The sequence below is a fragment of the Halomarina oriensis genome (assembly GCF_009791395.1).
GTDB lineage: Archaea > Halobacteriota > Halobacteria > Halobacteriales > Haloarculaceae > Halomarina > Halomarina oriensis.
The window spans coordinates 24971-45499 of the sequence record NZ_WSZK01000022.1 but is presented as its reverse complement, the minus strand read 5'-3'; the positions used below and the strand labels follow the sequence as shown (position 1 = coordinate 45499).

General features: G+C 58.5%; 26 protein-coding genes. 13 read left to right on the top strand and 13 right to left on the bottom strand.

Features of this window, described 5'->3' with window-relative positions; all coding sequences use genetic code 11:
* Positions 1–2306 (top strand): Eco57I restriction-modification methylase domain-containing protein (locus GQS65_RS13070; protein WP_233265131.1); only part of this gene is annotated, 2306 nt, incomplete at its 5' end.
* 7 nt (positions 2307–2313) lie between these two features.
* On the opposite strand, the gene GQS65_RS13065 is transcribed toward GQS65_RS13070, so the two are convergent.
* Complete coding sequence (locus GQS65_RS13065) at positions 2314–6120, bottom strand: helicase-related protein (RefSeq protein WP_158205082.1); 3807 nt, start codon at positions 6118–6120, stop codon at positions 2314–2316.
* Between the two features lie 402 nt (positions 6121–6522).
* Here GQS65_RS13065 and GQS65_RS22135 point away from each other — a divergent pair, with 402 nt between their 5' ends.
* Positions 6523–6672 (top strand): zinc ribbon-containing protein, encoded by a 150-nt coding sequence (locus tag GQS65_RS22135; protein ID WP_158205081.1) that lies wholly within the window; start codon positions 6523–6525, stop codon positions 6670–6672.
* Between the two features lie 324 nt (positions 6673–6996).
* Here the strand turns inward: GQS65_RS22135 and GQS65_RS13055 are convergent, their stop codons facing one another.
* Positions 6997–7383, bottom strand: a complete 387-nt coding sequence (locus tag GQS65_RS13055; RefSeq protein ID WP_158205080.1) for a hypothetical protein — start codon at positions 7381–7383, stop codon at positions 6997–6999.
* A gap of 132 nt (positions 7384–7515) precedes the next feature.
* Between GQS65_RS13055 and GQS65_RS13050 the strand changes: the two genes are divergently transcribed.
* Together GQS65_RS13050 and GQS65_RS13045 are read left to right on the top strand one after the other, a co-directional pair.
* Positions 7516–7869, top strand: a complete 354-nt coding sequence (locus tag GQS65_RS13050) for a hypothetical protein (protein WP_158205079.1) — start codon at positions 7516–7518, stop codon at positions 7867–7869.
* Positions 7870–7932: 63 nt separating this feature from the next.
* On the top strand, positions 7933–8148 hold the full coding sequence (locus tag GQS65_RS13045; RefSeq protein ID WP_158205078.1) for a hypothetical protein: 216 nt from the start codon (positions 7933–7935) through the stop codon (positions 8146–8148).
* Here the strand turns inward: GQS65_RS13045 and GQS65_RS13040 are convergent.
* Positions 8120–8749 (bottom strand): hypothetical protein, encoded by a 630-nt coding sequence (locus GQS65_RS13040; RefSeq protein WP_158205077.1) that lies wholly within the window; start codon positions 8747–8749, stop codon positions 8120–8122. The genes GQS65_RS13045 and GQS65_RS13040 overlap by 29 nt on opposite strands.
* Positions 8750–8906: 157 nt before the next feature.
* Between GQS65_RS13040 and GQS65_RS13035 the strand changes: the two genes are divergently transcribed.
* Entirely contained in the window at positions 8907–9140 is a 234-nt protein-coding gene (locus GQS65_RS13035; RefSeq protein WP_158205076.1) for a hypothetical protein, read from the top strand.
* A gap of 28 nt (positions 9141–9168) precedes the next feature.
* On the opposite strand, the gene GQS65_RS13030 is transcribed toward GQS65_RS13035, so the two are convergent.
* On the bottom strand, positions 9169–10035 hold the full coding sequence (locus GQS65_RS13030; protein ID WP_158205075.1) for a hypothetical protein: 867 nt from the start codon (positions 10033–10035) through the stop codon (positions 9169–9171).
* 219 nt (positions 10036–10254) lie between these two features.
* Here GQS65_RS13030 and GQS65_RS13025 point away from each other — a divergent pair, with 219 nt between their 5' ends.
* The gene (locus GQS65_RS13025) at positions 10255–10440 is read left to right on the top strand and encodes a hypothetical protein (RefSeq protein WP_158205074.1); all 186 of its coding nucleotides are present in this window, start codon (positions 10255–10257) and stop codon (positions 10438–10440) included.
* A 472-nt stretch (positions 10441–10912) separates the two neighbouring features.
* Positions 10913–11332 carry a hypothetical protein gene (locus GQS65_RS13020; protein WP_158205073.1) on the top strand — a complete coding sequence of 140 codons (420 nt, stop codon included), beginning with the start codon at positions 10913–10915 and terminating at the stop codon, positions 11330–11332.
* Between the two features lie 6 nt (positions 11333–11338).
* On the opposite strand, the gene GQS65_RS13015 is transcribed toward GQS65_RS13020, so the two are convergent.
* A complete protein-coding gene (locus GQS65_RS13015; RefSeq protein WP_158205072.1) occupies positions 11339–12223 on the bottom strand; it encodes an HFX_2341 family transcriptional regulator domain-containing protein in 885 nt (294 codons plus the stop codon).
* 203 nt (positions 12224–12426) lie between these two features.
* On the opposite strand from GQS65_RS13015, the gene GQS65_RS13010 reads away from it, so the two are divergent.
* The 6 genes from GQS65_RS13010 to GQS65_RS12985 all read left to right on the top strand — a co-directional run bounded on the left by GQS65_RS13010 (position 12427) and on the right by GQS65_RS12985 (position 15746).
* Positions 12427–13230, top strand: a complete 804-nt coding sequence (locus tag GQS65_RS13010) for a hypothetical protein (RefSeq protein ID WP_158205071.1) — start codon at positions 12427–12429, stop codon at positions 13228–13230.
* Positions 13211–13939 carry a hypothetical protein gene (locus GQS65_RS21420; protein ID WP_199268462.1) on the top strand — a complete coding sequence of 243 codons (729 nt, stop codon included), beginning with the start codon at positions 13211–13213 and terminating at the stop codon, positions 13937–13939. The genes GQS65_RS13010 and GQS65_RS21420 overlap by 20 nt, the downstream gene beginning before the upstream one ends.
* Before the next feature lie 61 nt (positions 13940–14000).
* A complete protein-coding gene (locus GQS65_RS13000; RefSeq protein ID WP_158205070.1) occupies positions 14001–14288 on the top strand; it encodes a hypothetical protein in 288 nt (95 codons plus the stop codon).
* Between the two features lie 222 nt (positions 14289–14510).
* The gene (locus GQS65_RS12995) at positions 14511–14648 is read left to right on the top strand and encodes a hypothetical protein (RefSeq protein ID WP_158205069.1); all 138 of its coding nucleotides are present in this window, start codon (positions 14511–14513) and stop codon (positions 14646–14648) included.
* A gap of 438 nt (positions 14649–15086) precedes the next feature.
* Positions 15087–15323, top strand: a complete 237-nt coding sequence (locus GQS65_RS12990) for an antitoxin VapB family protein (RefSeq protein ID WP_158205068.1) — start codon at positions 15087–15089, stop codon at positions 15321–15323.
* Positions 15324–15329: 6 nt separating this feature from the next.
* Entirely contained in the window at positions 15330–15746 is a 417-nt protein-coding gene (locus GQS65_RS12985) for a PIN domain-containing protein (protein WP_158205067.1), read from the top strand.
* Between the two features lie 217 nt (positions 15747–15963).
* On the opposite strand, the gene GQS65_RS12980 is transcribed toward GQS65_RS12985, so the two are convergent.
* From GQS65_RS12980 to GQS65_RS12945, 8 genes are all read right to left on the bottom strand, one after another.
* The gene (locus GQS65_RS12980) at positions 15964–16275 is read right to left on the bottom strand and encodes a hypothetical protein (RefSeq protein WP_158205066.1); all 312 of its coding nucleotides are present in this window, start codon (positions 16273–16275) and stop codon (positions 15964–15966) included.
* Positions 16276–16319: 44 nt separating this feature from the next.
* Positions 16320–16529 carry a hypothetical protein gene (locus GQS65_RS12975; RefSeq protein ID WP_303646297.1) on the bottom strand — a complete coding sequence of 70 codons (210 nt, stop codon included), beginning with the start codon at positions 16527–16529 and terminating at the stop codon, positions 16320–16322.
* Entirely contained in the window at positions 16522–16902 is a 381-nt protein-coding gene (locus GQS65_RS12970) for a hypothetical protein (RefSeq protein WP_158205065.1), read from the bottom strand. Before GQS65_RS12970 ends, GQS65_RS12975 begins: the two co-directional genes overlap by 8 nt.
* Positions 16899–17081 (bottom strand): hypothetical protein, encoded by a 183-nt coding sequence (locus tag GQS65_RS12965; protein ID WP_158205064.1) that lies wholly within the window; start codon positions 17079–17081, stop codon positions 16899–16901. The genes GQS65_RS12970 and GQS65_RS12965 overlap by 4 nt, the downstream gene beginning before the upstream one ends.
* Positions 17082–17156: 75 nt before the next feature.
* The gene (locus tag GQS65_RS12960) at positions 17157–17396 is read right to left on the bottom strand and encodes a DUF7389 domain-containing protein (protein ID WP_158205063.1); all 240 of its coding nucleotides are present in this window, start codon (positions 17394–17396) and stop codon (positions 17157–17159) included.
* Positions 17397–17482: 86 nt separating this feature from the next.
* The gene (locus GQS65_RS12955) at positions 17483–17977 is read right to left on the bottom strand and encodes a hypothetical protein (protein ID WP_158205062.1); all 495 of its coding nucleotides are present in this window, start codon (positions 17975–17977) and stop codon (positions 17483–17485) included.
* A 225-nt stretch (positions 17978–18202) separates the two neighbouring features.
* On the bottom strand, positions 18203–18427 hold the full coding sequence (locus tag GQS65_RS12950) for a hypothetical protein (RefSeq protein WP_158205061.1): 225 nt from the start codon (positions 18425–18427) through the stop codon (positions 18203–18205).
* Between the two features lie 94 nt (positions 18428–18521).
* Positions 18522–19463 (bottom strand): transcription initiation factor IIB, encoded by a 942-nt coding sequence (locus GQS65_RS12945; RefSeq protein ID WP_158205060.1) that lies wholly within the window; start codon positions 19461–19463, stop codon positions 18522–18524.
* Between the last annotated feature and the right edge of the window lie 1066 nt (positions 19464–20529).

The window sequence follows — 20529 nt, the reverse complement described above, 5'->3', positions numbered from 1 at the left end:
TGCAGTGCATTGAGTATTTCCAGCGCCTCGATGCTGAAGGCAAAAGCTGGGAACTGGAGAGTCGTAGCCGTGAAGAGGTCGAAGAGATTGAGTCGGGGAAGAGTTCTGCGTCGCTGTTTGCTAAGCGGAGTGCTATTCTAAATAATCTCTACGGCGTCGATGTCGACGAGGGCGCAGTCGAGATCTGTAAGTTACGGCTATGGCTCTCGATGGTGGCTGACATTGAAGACGAACCCAGTGAGGTCGAGCCGCTCCCAAACATTGACTTCAACGTTCGACAAGGGAACAGCCTGATTGGGCAAATCGATACAGATATCGAGTTTAACAAGGATGGCGACAGTGACCTCGACTCCTGGGAAGTGAGAGCGCGTTTTGAAGATGTGAAATCAGCCATCAGGAATCACAAGCGTGCCGAGACCAGTTCCGAGGCTCAAGAATGGAGAAAAGAGGCCGAAGCCCGAATAGAGAGACACAGGGATAGATTCGACCAAATCCTACGTCGAGACTTCCAAGACGCCGGGTTCGAGGACATCACCATCGAGGAACTCAGAGAGTGGTCTCCGTTCCACTGGCCCCTGGAATTCGCCGACGTTTTCGAGAGCGGCGGCTTCGACGTCTTCATCGGAAACCCACCATGGGATATGCTCTATGCGAATCGTGACGACTTCTTCATCAGATACGATGAGCAGTTCCGCCGCTACCGTTCTGAGCGAAAAGACGTGGTGATGGAGGCCCTCCTTTCGAATCCAGCCGTTGCCCGTGAGTGGGAAGAATATCAAGACTCGATGGAGACTCAAGCAAGCTTCTTCACCAAAGGAGATGTCTACGAGCTTCAGTCACCAGTCGTGGGCGGTCGGACGATGCCGACCAAGAACGAACTTTCGGCACTCTTCTTGGAGCGGGTCTTCAGGCTTTCCCGGGAAGGTGTGAAAGTCAGCCTCCTTTTGCCTGGTACGATTTTCGGTGGAGTGATGGGAAAAGATCTCCGGACGCATCTACTGAATCATTCAAATGTAGAGAATTTAATTGGGTTCGAAAATAAGGGCATCTTCGCAGCGATCGACGACCGATATCGGTTTGCAATTCTAACATTCGATTACGGAGGGAGAACGTCTGAACTGCGGGGAATTTTTAATCAACGCGATATGAATATCGTCTACCGAATCGAAGATGAGGCAGTTACGATTCCCCGTGACATCCTCCTTAGGTACTCTCCGGAGGGGAGGATATTCCCGTCTATTACCTCACAAACGGAAGTCAGTGTACTAGAGAAAGTCGTCAACTGCCCCTCTCTCGGAGAGAAGTTAGCAGAGACGTGGACTGTAGATATGCTAACAAAGGAGTTTGTGGAATCCACCGACAAGGATCGTCTCCAGTCATCTCCGAGGGATTCAGATTACCCAGTACTTGGGGGTAAAAACATCCACCAATTCCAGTTCGATAACACCCATTTTGGTAGTCTAGACGGTCCAAAGTACTGGAGCCGAGGGATGTATGATCCACCGAACAGCGCTCAGTACCGAGTTCGTGAAAAGAAATTCAACCGTGGAAATCTCAAAAGAGCGATTTACGATGCCTTCGGTGGCGTGGACACCGGTCAGTCACAAGTCCGCTTCGTTGACGAACTACTGGAGAATCGCCGTGGCCATGGGTTAGAGGAAGAAGACGTGCTACTTGACTGTACTGAGTACCGTATCGGAATCCGTGACGTGTCTCGGTCTCGGGATGAGCGGACGATAATTGCCACAGTGCTTCCCAAAGACGTCATCTGTCTCCACACGATTAACACGTTCAAACCATTCGAAATCGTGCCTGAGGAAGACCATCTGTCGGAATCTCCGCTCCGTTCGCCCTACGAGCGTCGCTTCACTGACCGTGAGTTGTTCGTGGCGACTGGGTTGTTGAATAGCATCGTGTTCGATTTCTTGATGCGAACGAAGGTAGAGACACATATCGTCAAAAGAGAGCTACTGGAATCCCAGCTGCCACGTCTCACGGACGATGACGACTGGTTCCACTACATCGCCGAGCGCGCTGCTCGCTTGAACTGTTACGGTGAAGCGTTCGCAGAGATGCGTGACCGTCTCGATGGGATTGAACCAGCGATCGAGGAATCAGACCGCCGAGAGCTACAGGCCGAGGTCGATGCCGCTGCGTTCCATGCCTATGGGTTGGAACCTCAGGACGTGAAGTTCGTGCTTGACGACTTCCACCGAGTTGGTACTCCGAGATTGATGGATGAGGAGTACTTCGATTTGGTGTTCGAGAAGTACAGTCTCCTGAATCAGGACGGCCCACTTCCGTAACCACGGGTCATCGCCCAACCACACCCCAACACACGAGGTGAGCTCGGACTTCGCTCTCTCCGACCAGTTTCGCCTGGTACTCGGAAGAGCCTTCCACGTTCTCTTCTAGGAATGTTTGGAGTTGCTCGAGGAATTCGGCTGGCGGCCACTCAGGGAACGAATCATACTGCTCGTTATGCCGGAACACGTCGCGAAGTATCCGATCTTCATCGGTGTTTGCCAGCTTCACCTCTTGGAGCCGCTTACGAAGGTCGTCGGCCCATGCATCTAACGTCTCGAACCTCTCCACTGGTACTGAGTTCTCACCGTAGTTTGGCTGTAGGTAGTGGCTGATGAAGTCGAGAATCGTTTCTTGTTCTTTCGAGAACGCCTCCCCTTGCTTGAACGCGCCTTCCACCTGACCCTCCCGAATTATCTCAAGCCGTTCGTCTAAAACCGCCTGGATGTCGTCTCGGTTCGAGAGCGCTGTTGCTGGGTTCTCAGCAATCGGCTCTCCGTCGACAGTCGGGTCGATATTCAGCGTACTCACAGGTCGTTCCTTGACCTCATCGGCGAAGGGTTTGTAGTAGAACGCGCGTCGAACCCGGCCAAGTGGTGACTCGTGGTCCTCATCGTCGAACCACAGGTGCGCTAGCGCGAAGACCCCAGGTCGAGGGCCAGCGTCGTGGTCGGTGACATTGGTGTAGAGGAATTCTCGTTGTTCTGGCGGGTCCTCGAAAAATTCCACGGCGTACTCGAAGTCCTCCGCTTCGAGACCGTAATCCTCGTTCAGCTCCCGCTTCAACAGGTAGCGCTCGAACGCAGCGTGTTCGTTACTCCCTGCGTTCCGGAGGAGAGGGTTCTTGCTCGTGTCGTCGAGTTCGTTCACGTCGTCGATTTCACGCGACTTCTGGAGTGAGTCCTCGATTTCATCGACCTGCAACTCCCCGATGGTCTTCTCGGTGTTCACACCGGTCTTTTCGAAAATCTGGTCCTCGTTCGGGTCGAGGATGTTGTTCTCCTTGCCGACGATTAGCGCAATATCGTTGATTTTCGCTTGCAAGCGTTTCAGAAGCTTGATTGCGGCCTCAATGTCGCCATCAGGGTAGAAGTTGTGGATGTGTTTCTCGGCAGTACTCCCAATACGATCGACTCGACCGACGCGCTGAACGATACGCATCGGGTTCCATGGTAGGTCGTAGTTGACCACGACGTGGACGTCCTGAAGATTCACGCCTTCACTCAGCGTGTCTGTGGCGATGACGTACTGGAGCTCCGAATCCCCAGACTCGGCAAGCGTCTGCTGGTAGCCGGATGCTTCGGGCGCGAAGCGCTGAATAATGCCTTGTTTGTTCTCGTCACCGCCTTTGACGACGGCACTGTTGGCATCGGTGAGTGGTGAATCACTGTTGTTGCAGAGTGTCCGATAGACGTACTCGGCCGTCGCTCGATACTGGGTGAAGATGAGTACCTTCTGGTCGTGTTCAGTGAGGACTTTTGCGAGCCGGTCGATTTTCGGGTCCCGAAATTCTCGAAGCGAGAACACGGCCTCGTAGAAGGCTTGGGTAGACGAATCGACATCGCTCAGGTCGCTTCCCGGATAGAGGATGGGATTCGTCTCTTCTTCGGAGATATCCGGAAGGACACCTGCGTTGTGGTCTGTAAGCCACTGGCGTGTCGACACAGCTTGGTCGCTCACATCACCAGCATCACGTGCCACATCGCCGATGAACTGCGCGAGGAAGTACGAGAGAAGCGTGAGGTCCTCCTGCACGTACGTCCGTACTTCCTCAACAGTCGCGTCGGCCAGTTCATCACCCTCGGTTGCGACATCTCCTCCTTCTGCCTGAATGGCAGTCGTATCGAACCCAAATTCTTCAAGCGTCTGCTCGAAGTCCGTTGCGGCGTCTACCCCCTCGACGATACCGGCAACTTCTGAATCACTGCCATGCTGAATCGTTCGGAGAACATTGATATTCTCGTCCGCAGGAAGCTTCTCGAGAAGTCGAAGGAGTTGCCGCTCACTCTGGTGAAGTGTCTCGATGGACTGGACAAAGGCATAGGTCGAGGATTCCAGGCGTTTGAGGAGGTTCAGCTTGTAGAGCGCCTTCAGCGTACTCCCGGCCTTAGGATTCTTTACGGTGATGTGAGGAAGGTGCAGAGCATCCATTACGTCGGGGAGCATCCGATACACCGGCTGGTACGCTGCTGGCAGTGAGTACTGCTGCTTGTTGAGTCTCGGAGGCTTGAAACTCATCTCAAAGTCCTCACTGTCCTGGATTTGGTCTTTGACGTGTTTGCGTGTCCGGAGAACCATCACCTCGTTCAGGATGTTCGAAATCTCTGAGGAGTGTCGCTGGAGTTGCTCAGTGATATCTTGCTGTTCGTCGTCGCTAACCTCCGTTTCCCCGGCTGCGATGCGTTTGCGTGTCGCTGAGAGATCAATATACTCGTCGAAGGCTCCGAAGTCGAGTGACGCCTTGTTCCGAAGCTCTTCGGGGCTAGTGAACAGGCCGATGAGGTTTTTCAAATCGGTGGCGCTGTTGTTGATTGGGGTCGCCGTCAGCATTATCATTGTCTTCCCACGGAACTGCCTGAGGTTAGCGTGTCGTCGTGTTCCCTTGTAGTCGTCCTCGTGGTCCGGTATGGGCCGCCATTTCCCGTAGTTTCGGAACCGATGGGCCTCGTCAATAAGCAGGACATCGAACTCTTCCTTGAGGTCCTGCACCTCCTCATACGACAGGTTCTGGAATCGACTGATGCTCATTACGTCCAAGTGGGTGCCGTCAACCTCCAGACCGAAGTATGGATTTCCGGATTCATCGGTGTCCTTCTGGAGCAGGTCTTTCCACTGCTCGGTCAGATTCGCTGGGACGATGAGGAGACAGTGGTCACCGCGTTGGCGAGCGTCATGCAGAAGTTCCCCACCGATGAACGATTTACCGAGCCCGACCGAGTCGGAGATGATACAGCCATCGAATTGTGAGAGCTTCTCCTTGGCACTCTCGTATCCGAGCTTTTGGAAGTAGTATAACGGACTATCGCGGATGTCGACGTTGCCATTGAGTTCGTCATACGCGAGAAGTTTGTAGAGTTCGAACGGCTCAAGGTACGTACCCAGTTCTTCAGACCGATCACCTTCCTCACGCTGAGTGTTCTGTTGCTCTTGCCAGTCCTGGTACTCTGCACTGGTTTCGATGATGTGGATGATTTCTTCACTGAATGGTTCGGCATTCGCCCACTGGTTGTCGTACCACTCTTCGAACGCCTCGGCTCTGTGGCGATCTTGGCTTGTGAGGTTCAGTTCGATATTGTTCTGGTGCCCACTTTTGGTAAAGTTCGATGACCCCACAATGGTGGCACAGGGCCGCGTATCTTCGTCCTCATCTTCTCCCCAATCGGCATCATCGAGAGGCGCTCGAAACGAGGCCCCCTTAGCGTGGAAGTAGCCGTTCTCCGGGGTCCGCACCCGGACGCTCACCTCACCGTTCGCGATGAAATCCCGGAGTCGATCCAATCTGCCGATTTGGGCGTTGTTCAGCTCAGAAATGTTTTCTCTCACTTCGCGTTTCAGCTCTTCTCTGAGGTTCTGTCCTTCTCCAATCTCGTCTGCAGTGCCCCGGTCAGTCTGACGACCCATCAGTATCCGAAGTGGGGCGTGTCCCAGATCTTCAGGCTCAGCTAAGTTCTCGAGGTCGTCCCGATAGAGGTCGAACCCTGAGAGATAGAAATACCCCGTTGCAATTCGGGCCTCTTCGATTTGGGGGATGACACGCTTGTAGGCGTCTTCGAGAGTTCTGTTGGCGTTGTCGACGAGTGGAGGAAGCGAGAGCATCGTAATGGCGGATATATTCAATACGCTGACTTAGTGTTTGGTGACCATCGACCCGTGCCTTGTACGATGTGTTCCTCAGAGGGGGATATTGTGTCTGCTCGAAGTGGTTCTACTGTACCGCCGAGGCTGGCGTACAAAGATGTCTACGCTGGTCGCGCCGGGTGAGAGGTCTGTTGAAGCCATCGTCACTCCTCCTGGTTCATACCTCAATCAGCGACCTTTTCGACTCCGAGAGCGCTCACAGTTCTACCACCTACTGCTCACCACCGTTCCATTGCAGGCCATCGAGCAGACGGATTGTCAGTTGCTTATCGAGCCCTCACTCAACGGCTGCATTGACCCGTTCCAGAGCGAACCCTCACACACCCGTGATTTTGTGTACATCGAATGTTATGATTGGGCATGACGTACGATGTCGGGGAGAAGCCACGAACGGGTACGTACTGCTGCTCTAATTGCGATTGGGAAGTGACTCTCGACGACTCGACGGATACGCTTCCTCCATGCGGTAACTGTGGTAAAGGGCATAACACCGAGTACGTCGACTGCTGAGCTCTTACTGCTCAAAGTGGTCTGCCAAGTTTCGAGAATTTACACCTGGCCTAGATTCTCTATAGGGTTCTCAACCAACTCTTCGACGAGCGACTACCTGCGCTCACCAGCAAGTAGTAGATCCCGCTGTCGCAGACTGTGGTCTCTCTAATCGTCAATATGAAGCGGCGGTTAGTTCGAAGAGTGTCTTCAACGCCGCATCGTTTGACCGCCTCGAGATAGGCCGCATCGAGTGGCACTTGCTGCTTCGTCGACGCTGAACGAACTGGCCAACGAGAAAAAGTGGGAGCCCAAACAACTCGCGTACACGCTGAAGTTAGGGACCTATAGTCGATTCCGGGCGTAGCCGTCTTGTTCGTGGATGCTCGCGAACACCGAGCGTGCCAGCATAACGTCGTGGCGCTCGTCGAACCGGCTGAGTGATTCGATCCGCGTTGTCCCCTCTGCGATAGCCTCGTGGACCGCTTCGTCGGTCGGAGCGGGCAGCCACTCGACGAACTGCAATGCGAATACGTCATCCTCGTTGATCGCTCCCGAATCGAAGAGGTGGGCGATGCGTTCGTCGGTCAGGCCAGCCGTCTGTGACTGGTTGTGAGTTCGGCGGTGTTCGAGCGCCGATTCGGGGTGTCCCAGTACGCTCCCGATGAGCGCCGACTCCTCGTCGGTGAGTTCACGCCGCTCCGGAAACGCCGTCTCGAGCGCGGACAACACCTCCGCCACCTCGCTGTCGAACGAAGTCCGGTGGAGCAGCACATCCCCCGTCTGGGGAATGGGGGTGAGCAAATAGTCGTACGCGCCCGATAGCGTTCGCACTAGAGTCGGCACTGCCGAGCCGTACCGAACGTGGGCGACGTCCACTCTCGACTCAAGTCGCTCGCCGCCGACACGCTCGCCCGTCGATTCCCCGCCGCAACCGTGACGGTCGAGGAATCCATCCCCGTTCCACGGTTCCGACCCACCCCCGACACCGAGGCCACCGGACACACCGCACGAATCGTACACACCGTAGACACCGAGCAAACCGAACCAACCGGGGCCACCGAGCAAACCACGCTCACCGCCAGCACCGGAGCCACCGCCGCCATCGAGCGAACCGCAGCCGCCGGGGACACCGACCGGATACGCCGAGCCGACGTCTGCGTGACGTTCGACGAGCCTCACGCCGAGTGGGGGCGAGGGCTAGTCGTCGAAGTCTAGTATCGAAATCATGGGAAGGATATCGAGCGCGTCACCCGCGATTTCACCGCCGCTGAGTACAGTGTGTTGTGGGTCGGTCCCGACGATTTCGACGGAATCTCTCTGGTCCTCGACGAGGCCCGGATTCGCACCGTCTGGCCGAGCGCCGTCCCGCCGGTCACCGCCTGGACAGGGACGCCGACGTTCGTCGACGAACTCCACGAGCCGCCCGAGTCAGTTGAGGTCGAGGTGCTGTTCCCTGCCGAGGTCCTCAAGACGATTCACGAGTTCGTTCTATGATCCTATCTGAACGGACTGCACCGGATGTACCTGCTGCCAAGTCAGGCCCTTGATCAATAACGTCGTCAAGGACCTCGTCGTGTTCAGTCCTCAATTCTGTACGAATGAATCCGATTGTGTCGTCAACAAACTCCTCGTATTCCACATCCGAAAGTGGCTGTTCCGCCTCTACTGGCTTGTCTCTATAGGGTGGCCGGTCATCTGTCGAATCCCCGAATTCTCCAGCGGGAAGTTCGTATCTCCGATCCCAGAACCGAATCCTGCGCGCGAGGGTGGAACGACTGAAATTATCGAATTCGACGTATCCCGAAGCAGATATACCATTATCGTAATAAAAAGCAGCGCCGTAGTCGGTTGTTCGGTATGTAATGATATCTCCATTGAAAGTTGGCTCGTCGGGTTCGTGAGCCGGGATTACGACGTAGTCGCGGTTTCCCAGCCCTTTTCGGCGGAAGAACGACACGATTTCATCGACCGCAATCGGAGGTTCGTCGTCAGCCCATTCAGTATCCTCCTGAGCATCAGCATCATCCATTTGAACTAATGTGGTGTCATCACGGGTCTCCACCTCAGAAACAAGATCGCTGAGATAGCCAGACATTGAAATGTCACTGAGAGGCTTGATTATAAATTCAGTCATTAATCCAGAACCAATTACGAAAGAATTGCAACGATTCGTCCCCGTCATCACCTCGTGCCGGGCATTCCCCTGCCAGCAGGGACGCGCTCCGAGGGTAGTAACGAGTACGTCATGGCTGATGGTGGGGAGCACGAAGACCCGTGGGGAGCCGAGCGATTCCTCGTGGAGATCGACCACGACCTACGGCGACAGCGCGGCGGACATCACGGCCGGCCTGGACGCGCTCGTGACGCGCCAGACGGTTCGGGTCCAGCCCGCGTTTCCCTTGCTGGTGCCGGTCGCGATCGGCCTCGTACTGGTGCTCACCGTCGAGGATCTCCTCGGATGGTGGGCGTTGCTTACGCTTGGGTAAGTGACGAACGACAGCACCGACTGGTGGTTCACTCGCGAGGGGTGAGCCACGACCGTCGCAGGTCAGTACCGTCTGGCGTCCCCTCGTAGAAGAACACGTCAGCACCCGCATCGGTCAGTTTCGGGATAAAATTCCGCTGATTGCCGTTGATGTGGACGCGGCCGTCCTTCGACGTTGTGTGTTTGACTTCGACGAACGCCCCTGCGTGGGAGAGTGAGACGGTCTCTTCATCGTCGCCAAGCCCGGAGAGAAACGCCTCGACGTCTCCCTGCTCGCCGTAGACGAAATAGTCGGGGAGTCCCGTCGGCGGTGTGTTCGTGGTGTGCCCATCAAACAGTGATTCCAGCGCGTCAGGGACCGCCTCACAGAGCGCAGGATAGTCCCAGTCGCGGTAGTCCGCATTGACGTGGGCCGTCTCGTCGAACGCTTTCAACGTCAACACGCTTCTGACGAACTCAACCCCCGCGTCCGCCACGCGCTGCTCAAACGAGTCCTCGAAGGACTGGCCCCGTCTGTTGGCCAGTACGATTCGACGACTCTGTTCACTCAGCACGTCGAGGTTCCGCCTGACGTAGGAGCTGACCGACCTGTCAAGTGCCGGAACCACTCGCGCGGCGATGCCGAAGTGTCCGCCATCGGCCGCCTCTGCCTTAGCCACCGTGTCGATCGTGTCGAAATCCACCCTCGTTTCGAGCTCCTCTTCTAACGCCACCAGCAGCGGCTCGAACCGCGAGTTCGGGTCGAATCGGAGCGTGACACCGAACGTGTCATCATCGAACCTGACTCGGTGGCTTCGGTTCCGAGTCGCCAGTCCCCAGTCGGCAAGTTCGATTGCGACGCGCCGCTCGATGCCCCGGTCGACGAGCGCAGCCAACGGGAGGAGTTCATGGTCCATCAGCGGCCCGAGCGGTGTCTCCTGGAGCAGGTCGACGACACGCTCGCACTCCTCGGTCGTTCGACAACACACGACGACGACCATCTGCTCACGGTCGACATCGAATCGGAGCCACAGTGCCCTCGTGAGCTGACTCCCCATCGCAGTGGCCCACGACTCGGCGACCGCACGGTCGGGGAACGAGAGCGAGGAACTACTCCATCGCAGCACCTTCTGGGGATGGTCGATGATGGTCTCCAACCGGTATTCCTCGAAGTGTTCGTCGAATTCGACGGTCACTTCGCGTTCAACGGACTCGTCGTCGAGGTAACACCGGACACACAAGTTGACGGGTTGAAACCTCCCGTCGTGGGGCTCGATGTGTTCGCGGCATCCCTCGCAATACTGGACGTACGCCATCCGTGAGTGACCATGGGACGACCGCGAGTTATAGCTAGTTCCGTCAGCACGTCTCGTGAGGCGGACAGCGCCAGGGAGGGCTCGGCGCTTGGGCATCGAGAAATAGGAACGGGCACCAGTAACTCTTCTCGTCGTGATTCAGCCACATGAAAGCGGGGGCGAGGTCCCAGCGGATGCCTCTGACGGTTGGCCCGGAATGTCAGTCGTATGTCTTGAACCGTCTAGAATCTGTCGGCGGCTCGGTGAAAGTGAACACTCCGGTAAGGAATATTCCGAATACCGGATTGCATTCCGTCTCGTGGAATGATGCCATTTAAGCAACTGCTGTGATAGTTCCGCGTACCGGAATACATTCCATATTAGCGCAGGTAGTTGAGACAGAATCTCGCCTGAATATTGGCCGATTGAGAGCCGTACCTGCAAAAGGGGCTTTATAGCGCAGCGGCCTCCAACACACAATAATTACAATATGTCCAGCGTGAGCATTCTCGGCCGTCTTATCCCGAAGTTCTGGGATAACATCTCCTCGCGGAACGAGATCCGTAACGAGTACAAACAGATGCGTTCGGATCTCAAGCATCAAGAACTGGTGCAAGTCCCGTTCCACTTTCGAGACAAGGGCTCAGGACTTGGCGACAAAGCCGAGGATGTGCACCTCCGTGTCCTGCAAACTATCGAGGACGCGTCTTCGTCGAAGGAAGAAAAATATGACATCGACCAAGCGGTCGAGTATGAGATACCGGAAAGTAATCTCAATCAGGTCGAATCCGCCATCGAGGAAGCTATAGACGCGATCAATCGGGAAAACAGGAAGGCGAAACTTCTGTGGGGTATCTTCATCGCGATCCTCCTCATCGTCATCAGCGCGACGATCGTACTGCCCCAGTTACTGACGTAGCAGGATTCAGTGACGGTGAGTCTTGACCCACATCGTCCCCATCGTGGACAACGAGGTCTCGTGACGGTTTCCTCGCTCCACGCGGTCGAGGTAACCGCGGTCTTGCAGCTTCGAGGCGTTGTACTGCACCCGTGACCGGAACGAGTCATCGTACTCCTGCCCGAGGTCGGCGGCCAGTTGCTCTGCTAACTGGGAGGTCGAGTTCATCGCACCGTTACGGTAGAGGAAGTCTAAAATCGTGCCCTCGAACTCCTGCAACTCGCCTTCGGGCGAGGAGGGGAACTCGACGTACATCTTCCCGTTGTCAAGTGTCTTGACGCCTTCCGTCACGCCGATGCGGTCAACCTTCTCTTTGAGCTCACGCAACTCGTGAAGCCGTTCAAACGCATCGAAACCTTCGATGGTAGACAACAACTCGATCTGGTTCTCGATTGCCTCGATAAGGTCGTGAATCAGGTACTGGTCGGGCGCGACGTAGTACGTGTGGACCTGTTCGCGATAGTCCTCGTCCTTCTCGGCGATGATCGAGTCCGCAGCGGTCGCGAACGCGAACGCCACCGTCCGCGGCATGGACGAGATGTTCGCGTATACCTCGTTGCCGTCCCGCAACTCGGTCAAGAGGTAGTCATAGGCCAACGGGTACAGCTCTTCGTAGCTGTACAGGTCCTCGTAGTCCACTTCCCGGTGTTCCACGTCGACGTCGATCAACTCGAACGACTCCTTCAACCGGTCGACCATGTTCCCGGTTAGCTCGCCGGCGGCACTCTCGTCCTCTTTGGGCTGCGTGTCCAGCAAGATGACCCGGTCAGCCTCCAGGTCACCCTTCGAGATCGGATAGATCAGCCGGTGAAAGTCGAAACCGACTGGAATGAAATGAATACGCTCAGTCATCGCCACTCACTCCCCGACCATTCACAAAAAGAGCTTCGTAGTAGAGCTCCGTGGCCGACCAGTTCACTACAGTCACTCACTGTTGTTCAACTAATTTCAAACACGCTGGTCCGCTGGGATACGGGCAGTCGGTAGCACTAAGTGTTGTAGGCAATAATATCCGATAGGTGCCCCCGAACATAACCGCACCCGACACACGCAGCATGCCTGACCGACCCTTCCCCTACGGGGCGATCCCGAAGATCGACCCCAGCAACAGTCCGCACCGCGAGTTGTTCTCCAACCACCCCTCAGCACCGTTCTTGCTGACCAAGTTCTCGAACGCCATCTGGCTGGAGAAACGCCCCGAGGAACTCCAGGCCCTGCTGGGCCCGCATCAGCGGTTGATCGTGGCCAACGTCGAGCAGGACGAGGAACTGAAAGGCCGGACCCCGGACGACGAGATGGATCTCGTGAAAGGGTTGCAGCCGGCGTACTACATCCCAAGCGACCGCTGGGTGTACGAGGACACGATGACGGACGCCGAGCAGCTGGCAGAGATCGACCGCTGTATGAGTGGGACACGGGAGGTCTACGAGCGGATTACCGGTCACGACGAGCTATCGACGACGGTAATCCCGATCGTGAAGGGGTGGAAGCAGTGGCACCTCGAGCGCTGCCGCCGGACCCTCGATGACCTGGGGTTGTCGTACTGCGCGTTCGACGTGACCCAGTACAACACGCACGACATGATCCTCGGTGACGTCCGCCGACTGATCGAGGTGATCGCGCCGGAGGGCATCCTGCTAATCGGGCGGCTCGACCCACGGGTGCTGCGAAAGTGTCCGCCGGAGGTCGTGGCGGCGACAGGCGTCTACAACTGGCTGAACAAGAGCCAGACCGAGTCGGGCCGGTTGAGCCGCGAGAATTTCCGGGTCTGGGCGGCTGAGGAGAACGAGGTGTTCCGTTCGTCACAGACCGGTCTGCACCAGTTCGAGGACCATTCACATGTTCGTATTCATGGGTAATCGCGTCGGCAGTCCCCCTGCCGACTCTGACGAGGACGAGGAAGAACAGCGCGAGAACGAGACGGAGGACGATGGAACGGTCCAGACTGGACTCGGTTCCGGCGGGTCTGGGGCGGGGGCTGCTCCGGGCGTGCCGCCTGACGGTGAGGTCGTCCCGGACGATGGTGAGGAGGACGAGGCGGCTGCCGAACCGGGGGAGGATGAGGCCGAGCCGCCGGGCGAGCCGGATACTCCTGCAGGGAGTGATGGCTCGGAGCCAGGCGACCACGGTCAGGAGAATCCCGGTGACGGCGGCGACCACGAGCCGGACCGTGACTCCGAGTCTGAGGATGACCAGGACGATGAGGATGAGGACCCGCGGTTCGTGTACGGCGATATCGTGTTCGACCGGGACCGCGTCGAGGAGGACGAGGTCGGGAAGGACGACCTGTTCGTGGTCGTCACCCTGCCGGAGAAGACTATCGACGAGTGGGAGTGCGGCGACGGTGAGACGGTCGCGGACCGGGACCCGCATTACCCGCCGCGTGATGACGTGGTCGTGGTCGTCGAGAAGGAGGTACTGGACGAGGCGGTCCCGTCGTGGGATGAGCGTGAGGAGGAGATCCCGGTCTCGGCGTTGGCCAAGGACGGTGTTCCGTATGAGGTGTTTCCGTCGCTCCGGCTCGAACTGTTCGAGGAGTCGCATCTGCGGGACTCGGAGTTCCTGTAGGCGTCGGGGCTGGCAACCCCCTCGATTACGTATATAAATATTCGTTCACCAGTTGGGTTCTATGTCGAACGACGCACACCCGTTTCTGGAGGACGTGCCCGCGAAGATCGTGCGCGTCCTGCTTGAGAACCCGACGGTAACCTATACGAAGAAAGACTTGATGAGGGCTGCTGGCGTGTCCAGTAACGGCTTCTACAACTGGTTTGACGACATCGTTGAGTCCGGCGTCATCATGCGGACCGATACCGGTGAGGGCAACGGCCACTGGACGCTGAACCCTGACTCGGAGATGGCCGATGCGCTGGCCCAGTTGATCTACGGCCATGACGGCCCGGTAGGTGAACGATGAAATGGAATTACCGGGAGCGGAAGACAATACGCACGAGGGTATCCGTGAGATGCTCGACGAACTCAAAGAAACCCCGGCGAAGGTCATGCGGGTCGGCCGTAACTCCCGGCTCTCGACCGACGAGTCCCCCGATACATCAGGTGCCTCTATCAGCACGAAGGGAAGAGGGTCTACTCGATCTTCAACCCTACTGCGTTCAGAGGCGGCAGTTACGCCTCGAAGATGGCGGCCCACAACTACCTCCTGAAGTGCTACGAGGCAGTGGTCATCGACGGCGAGGACATAGACCCGGACAATCCTTGGAAGCATCGCCGAAGCTGCTCAGCGTACCAGCGGAAGAAACTGTTCGGCGTGTTCTGAGCGGGAACGCATTTTATAAGACTCAACTGTTAGGGTGTAGCATACAGGCGGTGACGGTTCGGTCCAACCGATGCTTGGTGAGTATAATCGGCCCTCAAAATGGCCCTCACACGTGGGTTTCACTGGGCGTCACCCGTTCGCACTTGATGCGTACGGCAGAGACGAGGCTAAGAGAATCAGGTCGCCGTCGAGGAACTTCAGGCCGCCTATGACAACGCGGGTCAGGTTGAGGATTAGACCACCGTCCAGACGCCAGCAATCGTCGCGCTGTTCGACTGTGGCGAGGACTCCAGCGTGGCGTCCAGTGAGACAGGCGCGATCCACAATTAGGAGGAGCTCGCTCTGTCGGGTTCGCCGTCAGCGAACTCTCCGATACGGGCGGCTGCACGGTGCCCCCTGCAACCGGGTGCTTTTGGTGTACGATACCAATGTCTCGGTATGAGCAAGACGGTTCGACTCCCCGACGACGTCTACGACCGCGTCGAGGCGCACCAGCGCGAGGGCGAGTCACTGGCGGAGACCATCGACCGCCTCGCCGGTGGACGCTCACTGCGCGAACTGGTCGGCATCCTCACCGACGAAGAGGCAGCAGAGATGCGTGAGCACCTCGACGACCTCGACAGCCAGACACGTGAGGACCTCGACGAGACGGCTGCTCGGTTCACATCCAACTGAGCCGTGTTGCTTGATACCGACTTCATCATCGACTTGATGACGCGCCACGAGGGAGCAGTGGCCTTGTTGAACGACATCGAGGCCAGCGACGAGCCACAGTTCGTCTCGAGCGTGACGCTGTTCGAGTTGTATCATAGCCTCGCTCGCGTCGACCAGCCCGACGAGCGCCGCCAGAACATTCAGGCGGTCCTTGAGGATCGCCCCGTCCTCGATGCCGACAGCGACGTGATGACGACGGCCGGGCAACTCCACGGCCGACTCGTCGCCGACGGAAACGAAGTCGGTCCACTCGACGTTATCATCGGCGCAACAGGGCTCGTCCACGGTGAATCGGTCGTCACTGGGAACGAGGCGGATTTCGAGCGGATCTTCGCGGCCGCTGAGCCCCCCTTGGCTGTGGGCCTCACGACGTACGACAAATGACCGTCCGGACGACTACGCGGGTGGGGCGGACGTCGCCGATCCGAGCACACACTTTCTCAAGCGTCCGCTGACAGGTGCGGTCACAGAGTTACCCCACGAGTCTAACTAAGTCCCGGGCGTGGGGTAACGCCTTCCAGCGGAACCACACTGGACGACGACGCGAGTCTAGACTGCTGTGCCACCACAAAGTGACGAGTGGGGATACCCTCCGGTCGCATCACTCCGAAGAGTGCTCGTACAGCGGGGGCTGGCGCGCCGCCCTGCCAGCGAGCGTCCGTTGGTCGTCATCAGCATCCGCGACCAACTGCGACTGATCGCTCTCTCGCTCGTGGGTGGACTGGACCTCGGGTCGGTCGTCGACACCGAACTCGCTCGCGGCTGGCCGTGCACGCCTGGTGGCACGCTCGCGATGGTCGACGGTCGCACCGAAGTCCTCCAGGGAAGTCTCGACACTCGTTTCGGCGAGTTCGACGTCGCCGTCGTCGCCGAACGCGGTCTGGAACGTGATCGTGGGGTTTGAGTCGGTCATGAAAGCGCCTCGCCACTCGAGGCGTCGAGAGACACCACGGGCGGTCACTCCTCGCGGAGTTCGCTCGCTCGCTGAGCAAGTCGCCGCAACACGGGAACTCGCTGTCGATGTTGGTTCTCGTAGGCGACGCATGCCTGGAGCGTCTCCAGGTCGTGAATCGTCACGATACCAGCCGTGATGAGCGCCGGTTCAGTGGCGCCGAGTCGCTGTTCGGGGGTTAGCCCGGTCGACTCAGTCACGAGGGGCTCAGTCACCGGCCGTCACCTCCCTGTCGTCGTGTCGGGGGACACCACCGTGTCCGCTGTTCTCGCGTGCGTCCTCAAGTCCAAGATGGTCGACGAGCAGCGGGTCAACCGCTTCCAGATTCACCCACGCGGGGATCGGTTCGTCGCCACGCCACAACGCCACGCGACGGGCGTGCTTGCAGCCACCCTCGGGGTTGTTGTACCGCGCATCCGGGCACGTGCACGCCCCTGACTCGGCATCGACGGTGTACTCTCGCCCTTCTTCACTGTACACCCAGTACAGCCCTGGCGCGAACTCGTACACCGCCAGTAACTCACTCAACGCCCGGATATCCCGCCGAGTGGTCATGGCCAGTGGTGACTCCGAGCTGTCGACGCTCATCGCCCCTCACCACACCGACAGTGCGTCTGGACGTCCACCCGGCGGAGTGCCTCGACCCCACACCCCGAACAGCGGTGGTAGTACACGCTCGTCGACCGCCCGTAGCGGTCGTATTCTGGAATCGGGCCGGTGATGGCCGCCTCGCGATTCGACTTTTCGTAGTTCTCTGTGTCGTACATCACGCACGAGGGCGCTCACGAGCACCCCCGCACCCCTCAGGGGGTGATACACGCCACCGGAGTCGCGAAAATCGATTACTCCTCGGTGGGTTGGATGGCCCGAACCTCGTCGGCGAGCGCACGAACGTACGCCCGCAGGTCGTCCATGTCCTCCTGGGCTTCCTCGAGGGTGGTCGCCTTCACCTTCGCCGTGATGGTGTCTTGGTCGCGTGTCGCGGTTCCCCGCTTCAGCTTCACGGTGAGCGAGACGCCCACGTCGGTTCGTTCGATGCGGTCGGTCAACTGTGCGTCCGTCTGCGTCGGTTCGTCAGTCATAGTGCGAGGCTGCGTTCGAGCACCCTCACCGCTCGTGGGTGCGACAGACACCACCGAGCGGTCACACCCGTTCTCCAACCGGCTGCTCAGAAGTGGACGTCGGCGGGGACGATCCACAGCGGCTCCTCGTCATCCGCATCGAGAACCCGGTCGAGGGCCTCGCGATAGCGAATCCCCTGGCCGTGCTCGTCGTACAGGTAAACCGACGGCCCACGATATGCTCCGAGCGTTCGGCAGGCGTGGCGGGCCATGGCATCGCCCATCAACTCTTCATCAGAGCACTCTGCGAGCGACTCGCGGACACGCCCGAGTGTCCGGTGGAACTCCCGTTCGGTCGCCTCCCACCCGCTGTCGAGTAACTGTTGCCCAGCAGCTGAGTCGACCCGAGCGACCGTCGGCCGGTCACCCCACCGTGCTGGCCCGGCCACGCTTGACGAGTCGTCGTCGAAGGTCACGTAGTAGTCGAACACCGGCGCCTGCGACAGGTCACCGCCGGTCAGTCCGTCGAAGACGCTCTGTGCTCTACTCAGTGCCTGCTCTGGGGTCGGTGCGCTCACGAGCGCGTAGATGAGTTGGTGCATTCAGGACTCCACTGGCTCCAACTACTCCGAAGCCAGCACCCCTGCTGGCGACGATAGACACCACGCGGCTCGGTTACCCCACTGGAGAACTCGTTCGGAACTGTGGGGTAACGAATCCACGAGTGTGGCGGGCAGGGCGAGTGGAGAATTCTTAAACTGACAGCCCAGCGAATGGATAGTATCGGGTGTCAGAGGCCCCGATGGTCCCCCGCTTCTCGCCGTGGCTCAGGTCGGCGTCACGTGCAGTTCGTCATTGACGGCGTAGAGATAACCCTTCGAGAGGAGTTCATCGAGGAAGACGTCAGCGTCGACTGCGTCAAATCCATCGTCGGTAAGCACCGTCGCGGCCTCCTCACGAGTGAGCCCCTCAGCTCGATCGATTGGCTCCTGAATGGTTTCGAGAGCATCCGTCGCGGCGGCACTCAACTGCGTGCGGTCGTTTCGAGGCATACGCCGGATAGCATACGATTGCGCCTCTGTGGGTATCAACCTATGGCAGCCATCCAACAGACGATGCCCGAACGGGGAGACGGCGAGGCCGCGCTCAGACGATATCGACCTCGACGTGCTCGCGCAATTCTGCCCAGCGCGCTCTGAGCGTGACTGTCGACACGTCGGCCGCCGCTGCGAGGTCCGTCTGTCTCACGCGCTCGACACGCGCCTCGGCGACCAGGTACAGCGCCGCGGCGGCCACCCCAGCGGGATGCTTCCCGTTGGTCAATCCACGTTCCTGGGCCTGCTCGGTGACGTCCGCTGCCTGTCGCCGCGTCCCCTCCGAAAGCCCCACCGTCGAGGCGAGTCCGGGGATGTACGCACCCGGAGGAACAGGCACTGAGGGTAAGGAGAGGTCGCGATTTAGCACCGAGTAGGCGTTCTCGACCCGTTCGTTCGACACTCGAGCGAGTGTCGCGACGTCACCACAGGTTCGAGGAAGACCGTTCGTGCGACAGATCGCGTAGACCGCTCCGGCGGCCATCGCTTCGACCGACCGCCCCGGAAGGAGGTCCTCGTTCTGGGCCCGACGGAACAGCGCGCACGCCTGCTCGATGATGGAATCCGCGAGTTCCATCTCGCTCGCGATTCGTCGCACTTCACCCAGACCGTGTGCGAGGTTTCGGTCAGCCGTCGACTGCCATGTCGCGCGGGAGTGCTGGCGACGCAGCCGTGAGAGCTGCCGCCGTTTTCGGCCGGGGAGCGTCTTCCCGCGCCCGTCGCGCTTCCGTCCAATCTCCGTCGACAGCCCTCGGTCGTGCCGCCGCTCGGTAAGTGGGGCGCCCGTTCGTTCGCGCTCTGCTGCATCGAATGGCCGCCACTCGGGCCCCCGGTCGATGCGCTGCTCGTCGAGGACGAGGCCACAGTCCTCACAGACCGTCTCTCGACAGTTGGTCCGCACCACCCCATCGCACTCCGGACACCGCTTCGTTTGCTGGGTAGTCGCCTCTCGATGCTCGTCGAAGCCCGTCTCGTAGATCTCTCGAATCGACATAGCTGCTCTCGCGAGGCAGTATTTGGAACGCCCCGCACCCCTCAGGGGGTGATAAACATTACTGGCGGGCGGGGTGAGCGGTGCAGTTCGAGCTGGTGACTAGACCAACTGAAAATCGTCACTGACAAGGCTGAACGTCGTTTGCCGGTAATGATACACAGAGAGAGAGAGTGGGTGTATCAGTGTGCTTCCTGCTGATGGTGACCTCCGGCGGTATCCGTGGTTCTTGATCTGTGAGAATGACTGTGGTCCTTATCCCGTCGCAGCATCAATTACCAAACAGGTGATATGAATTATGAATTCCGTTCGACTACTTCTCGTCGGGGCAGGGGTACTTGTTGTGGCACTCGCACTCACTGGCATCGCAACAGCGGGAGTCCACAGTGCAGACATGGTTGTAGACCCCGTCACGACTGTTGGCCACGTCAGTGACGATTGGGGTGTCCACAACGACTGGGGAGAGCATCAGCACAACGACGACTGGGCAAGTCACGCTCACCACATGGGGCATGCGCCTCACGAACCCCACGGGCCATTCGGCCACGATTCCTCCCACGGACCCGGTCCACACACGGGACCGAATGGGCACCGGTAACCGACTCATTGCTGAGCACCCGAACTGATACACTCGCGGCACCACTCTAACAGCTACGTCACCCCGAACCGGCGTGGATGGGGCTGTTCACGTCGATTGCCGGTTTTGTTAGACAGACGCTCTCTATCTATCATTACCGGTAATCGGTGCGATAGCTGATTCCCCCCGCAATCACTCATGCATTGAGTGCGCCAGTCGCAAATTCTGATGATGAGGTGCATATATGAAGAGACACGAAACTGGGCGTTGGCGACGTATCTCTCACACCCCACAGCATCCTCCCCGACCTTCGAACCGGACCGGAGTTCGACATCGGCCGGTCTTCCGCAGTTGGAGATTCCCGCTGGGCCGAGCTCCTCTACCGTCAGTGGCGGGCGATCGCTCCAGTCTGGCCGGTCGCCCCGGACGAGATGCGCTACTACGAACCGTCTGAACGCAGTCGAGCGTTCGACTGGGTGACGACGGGAAATA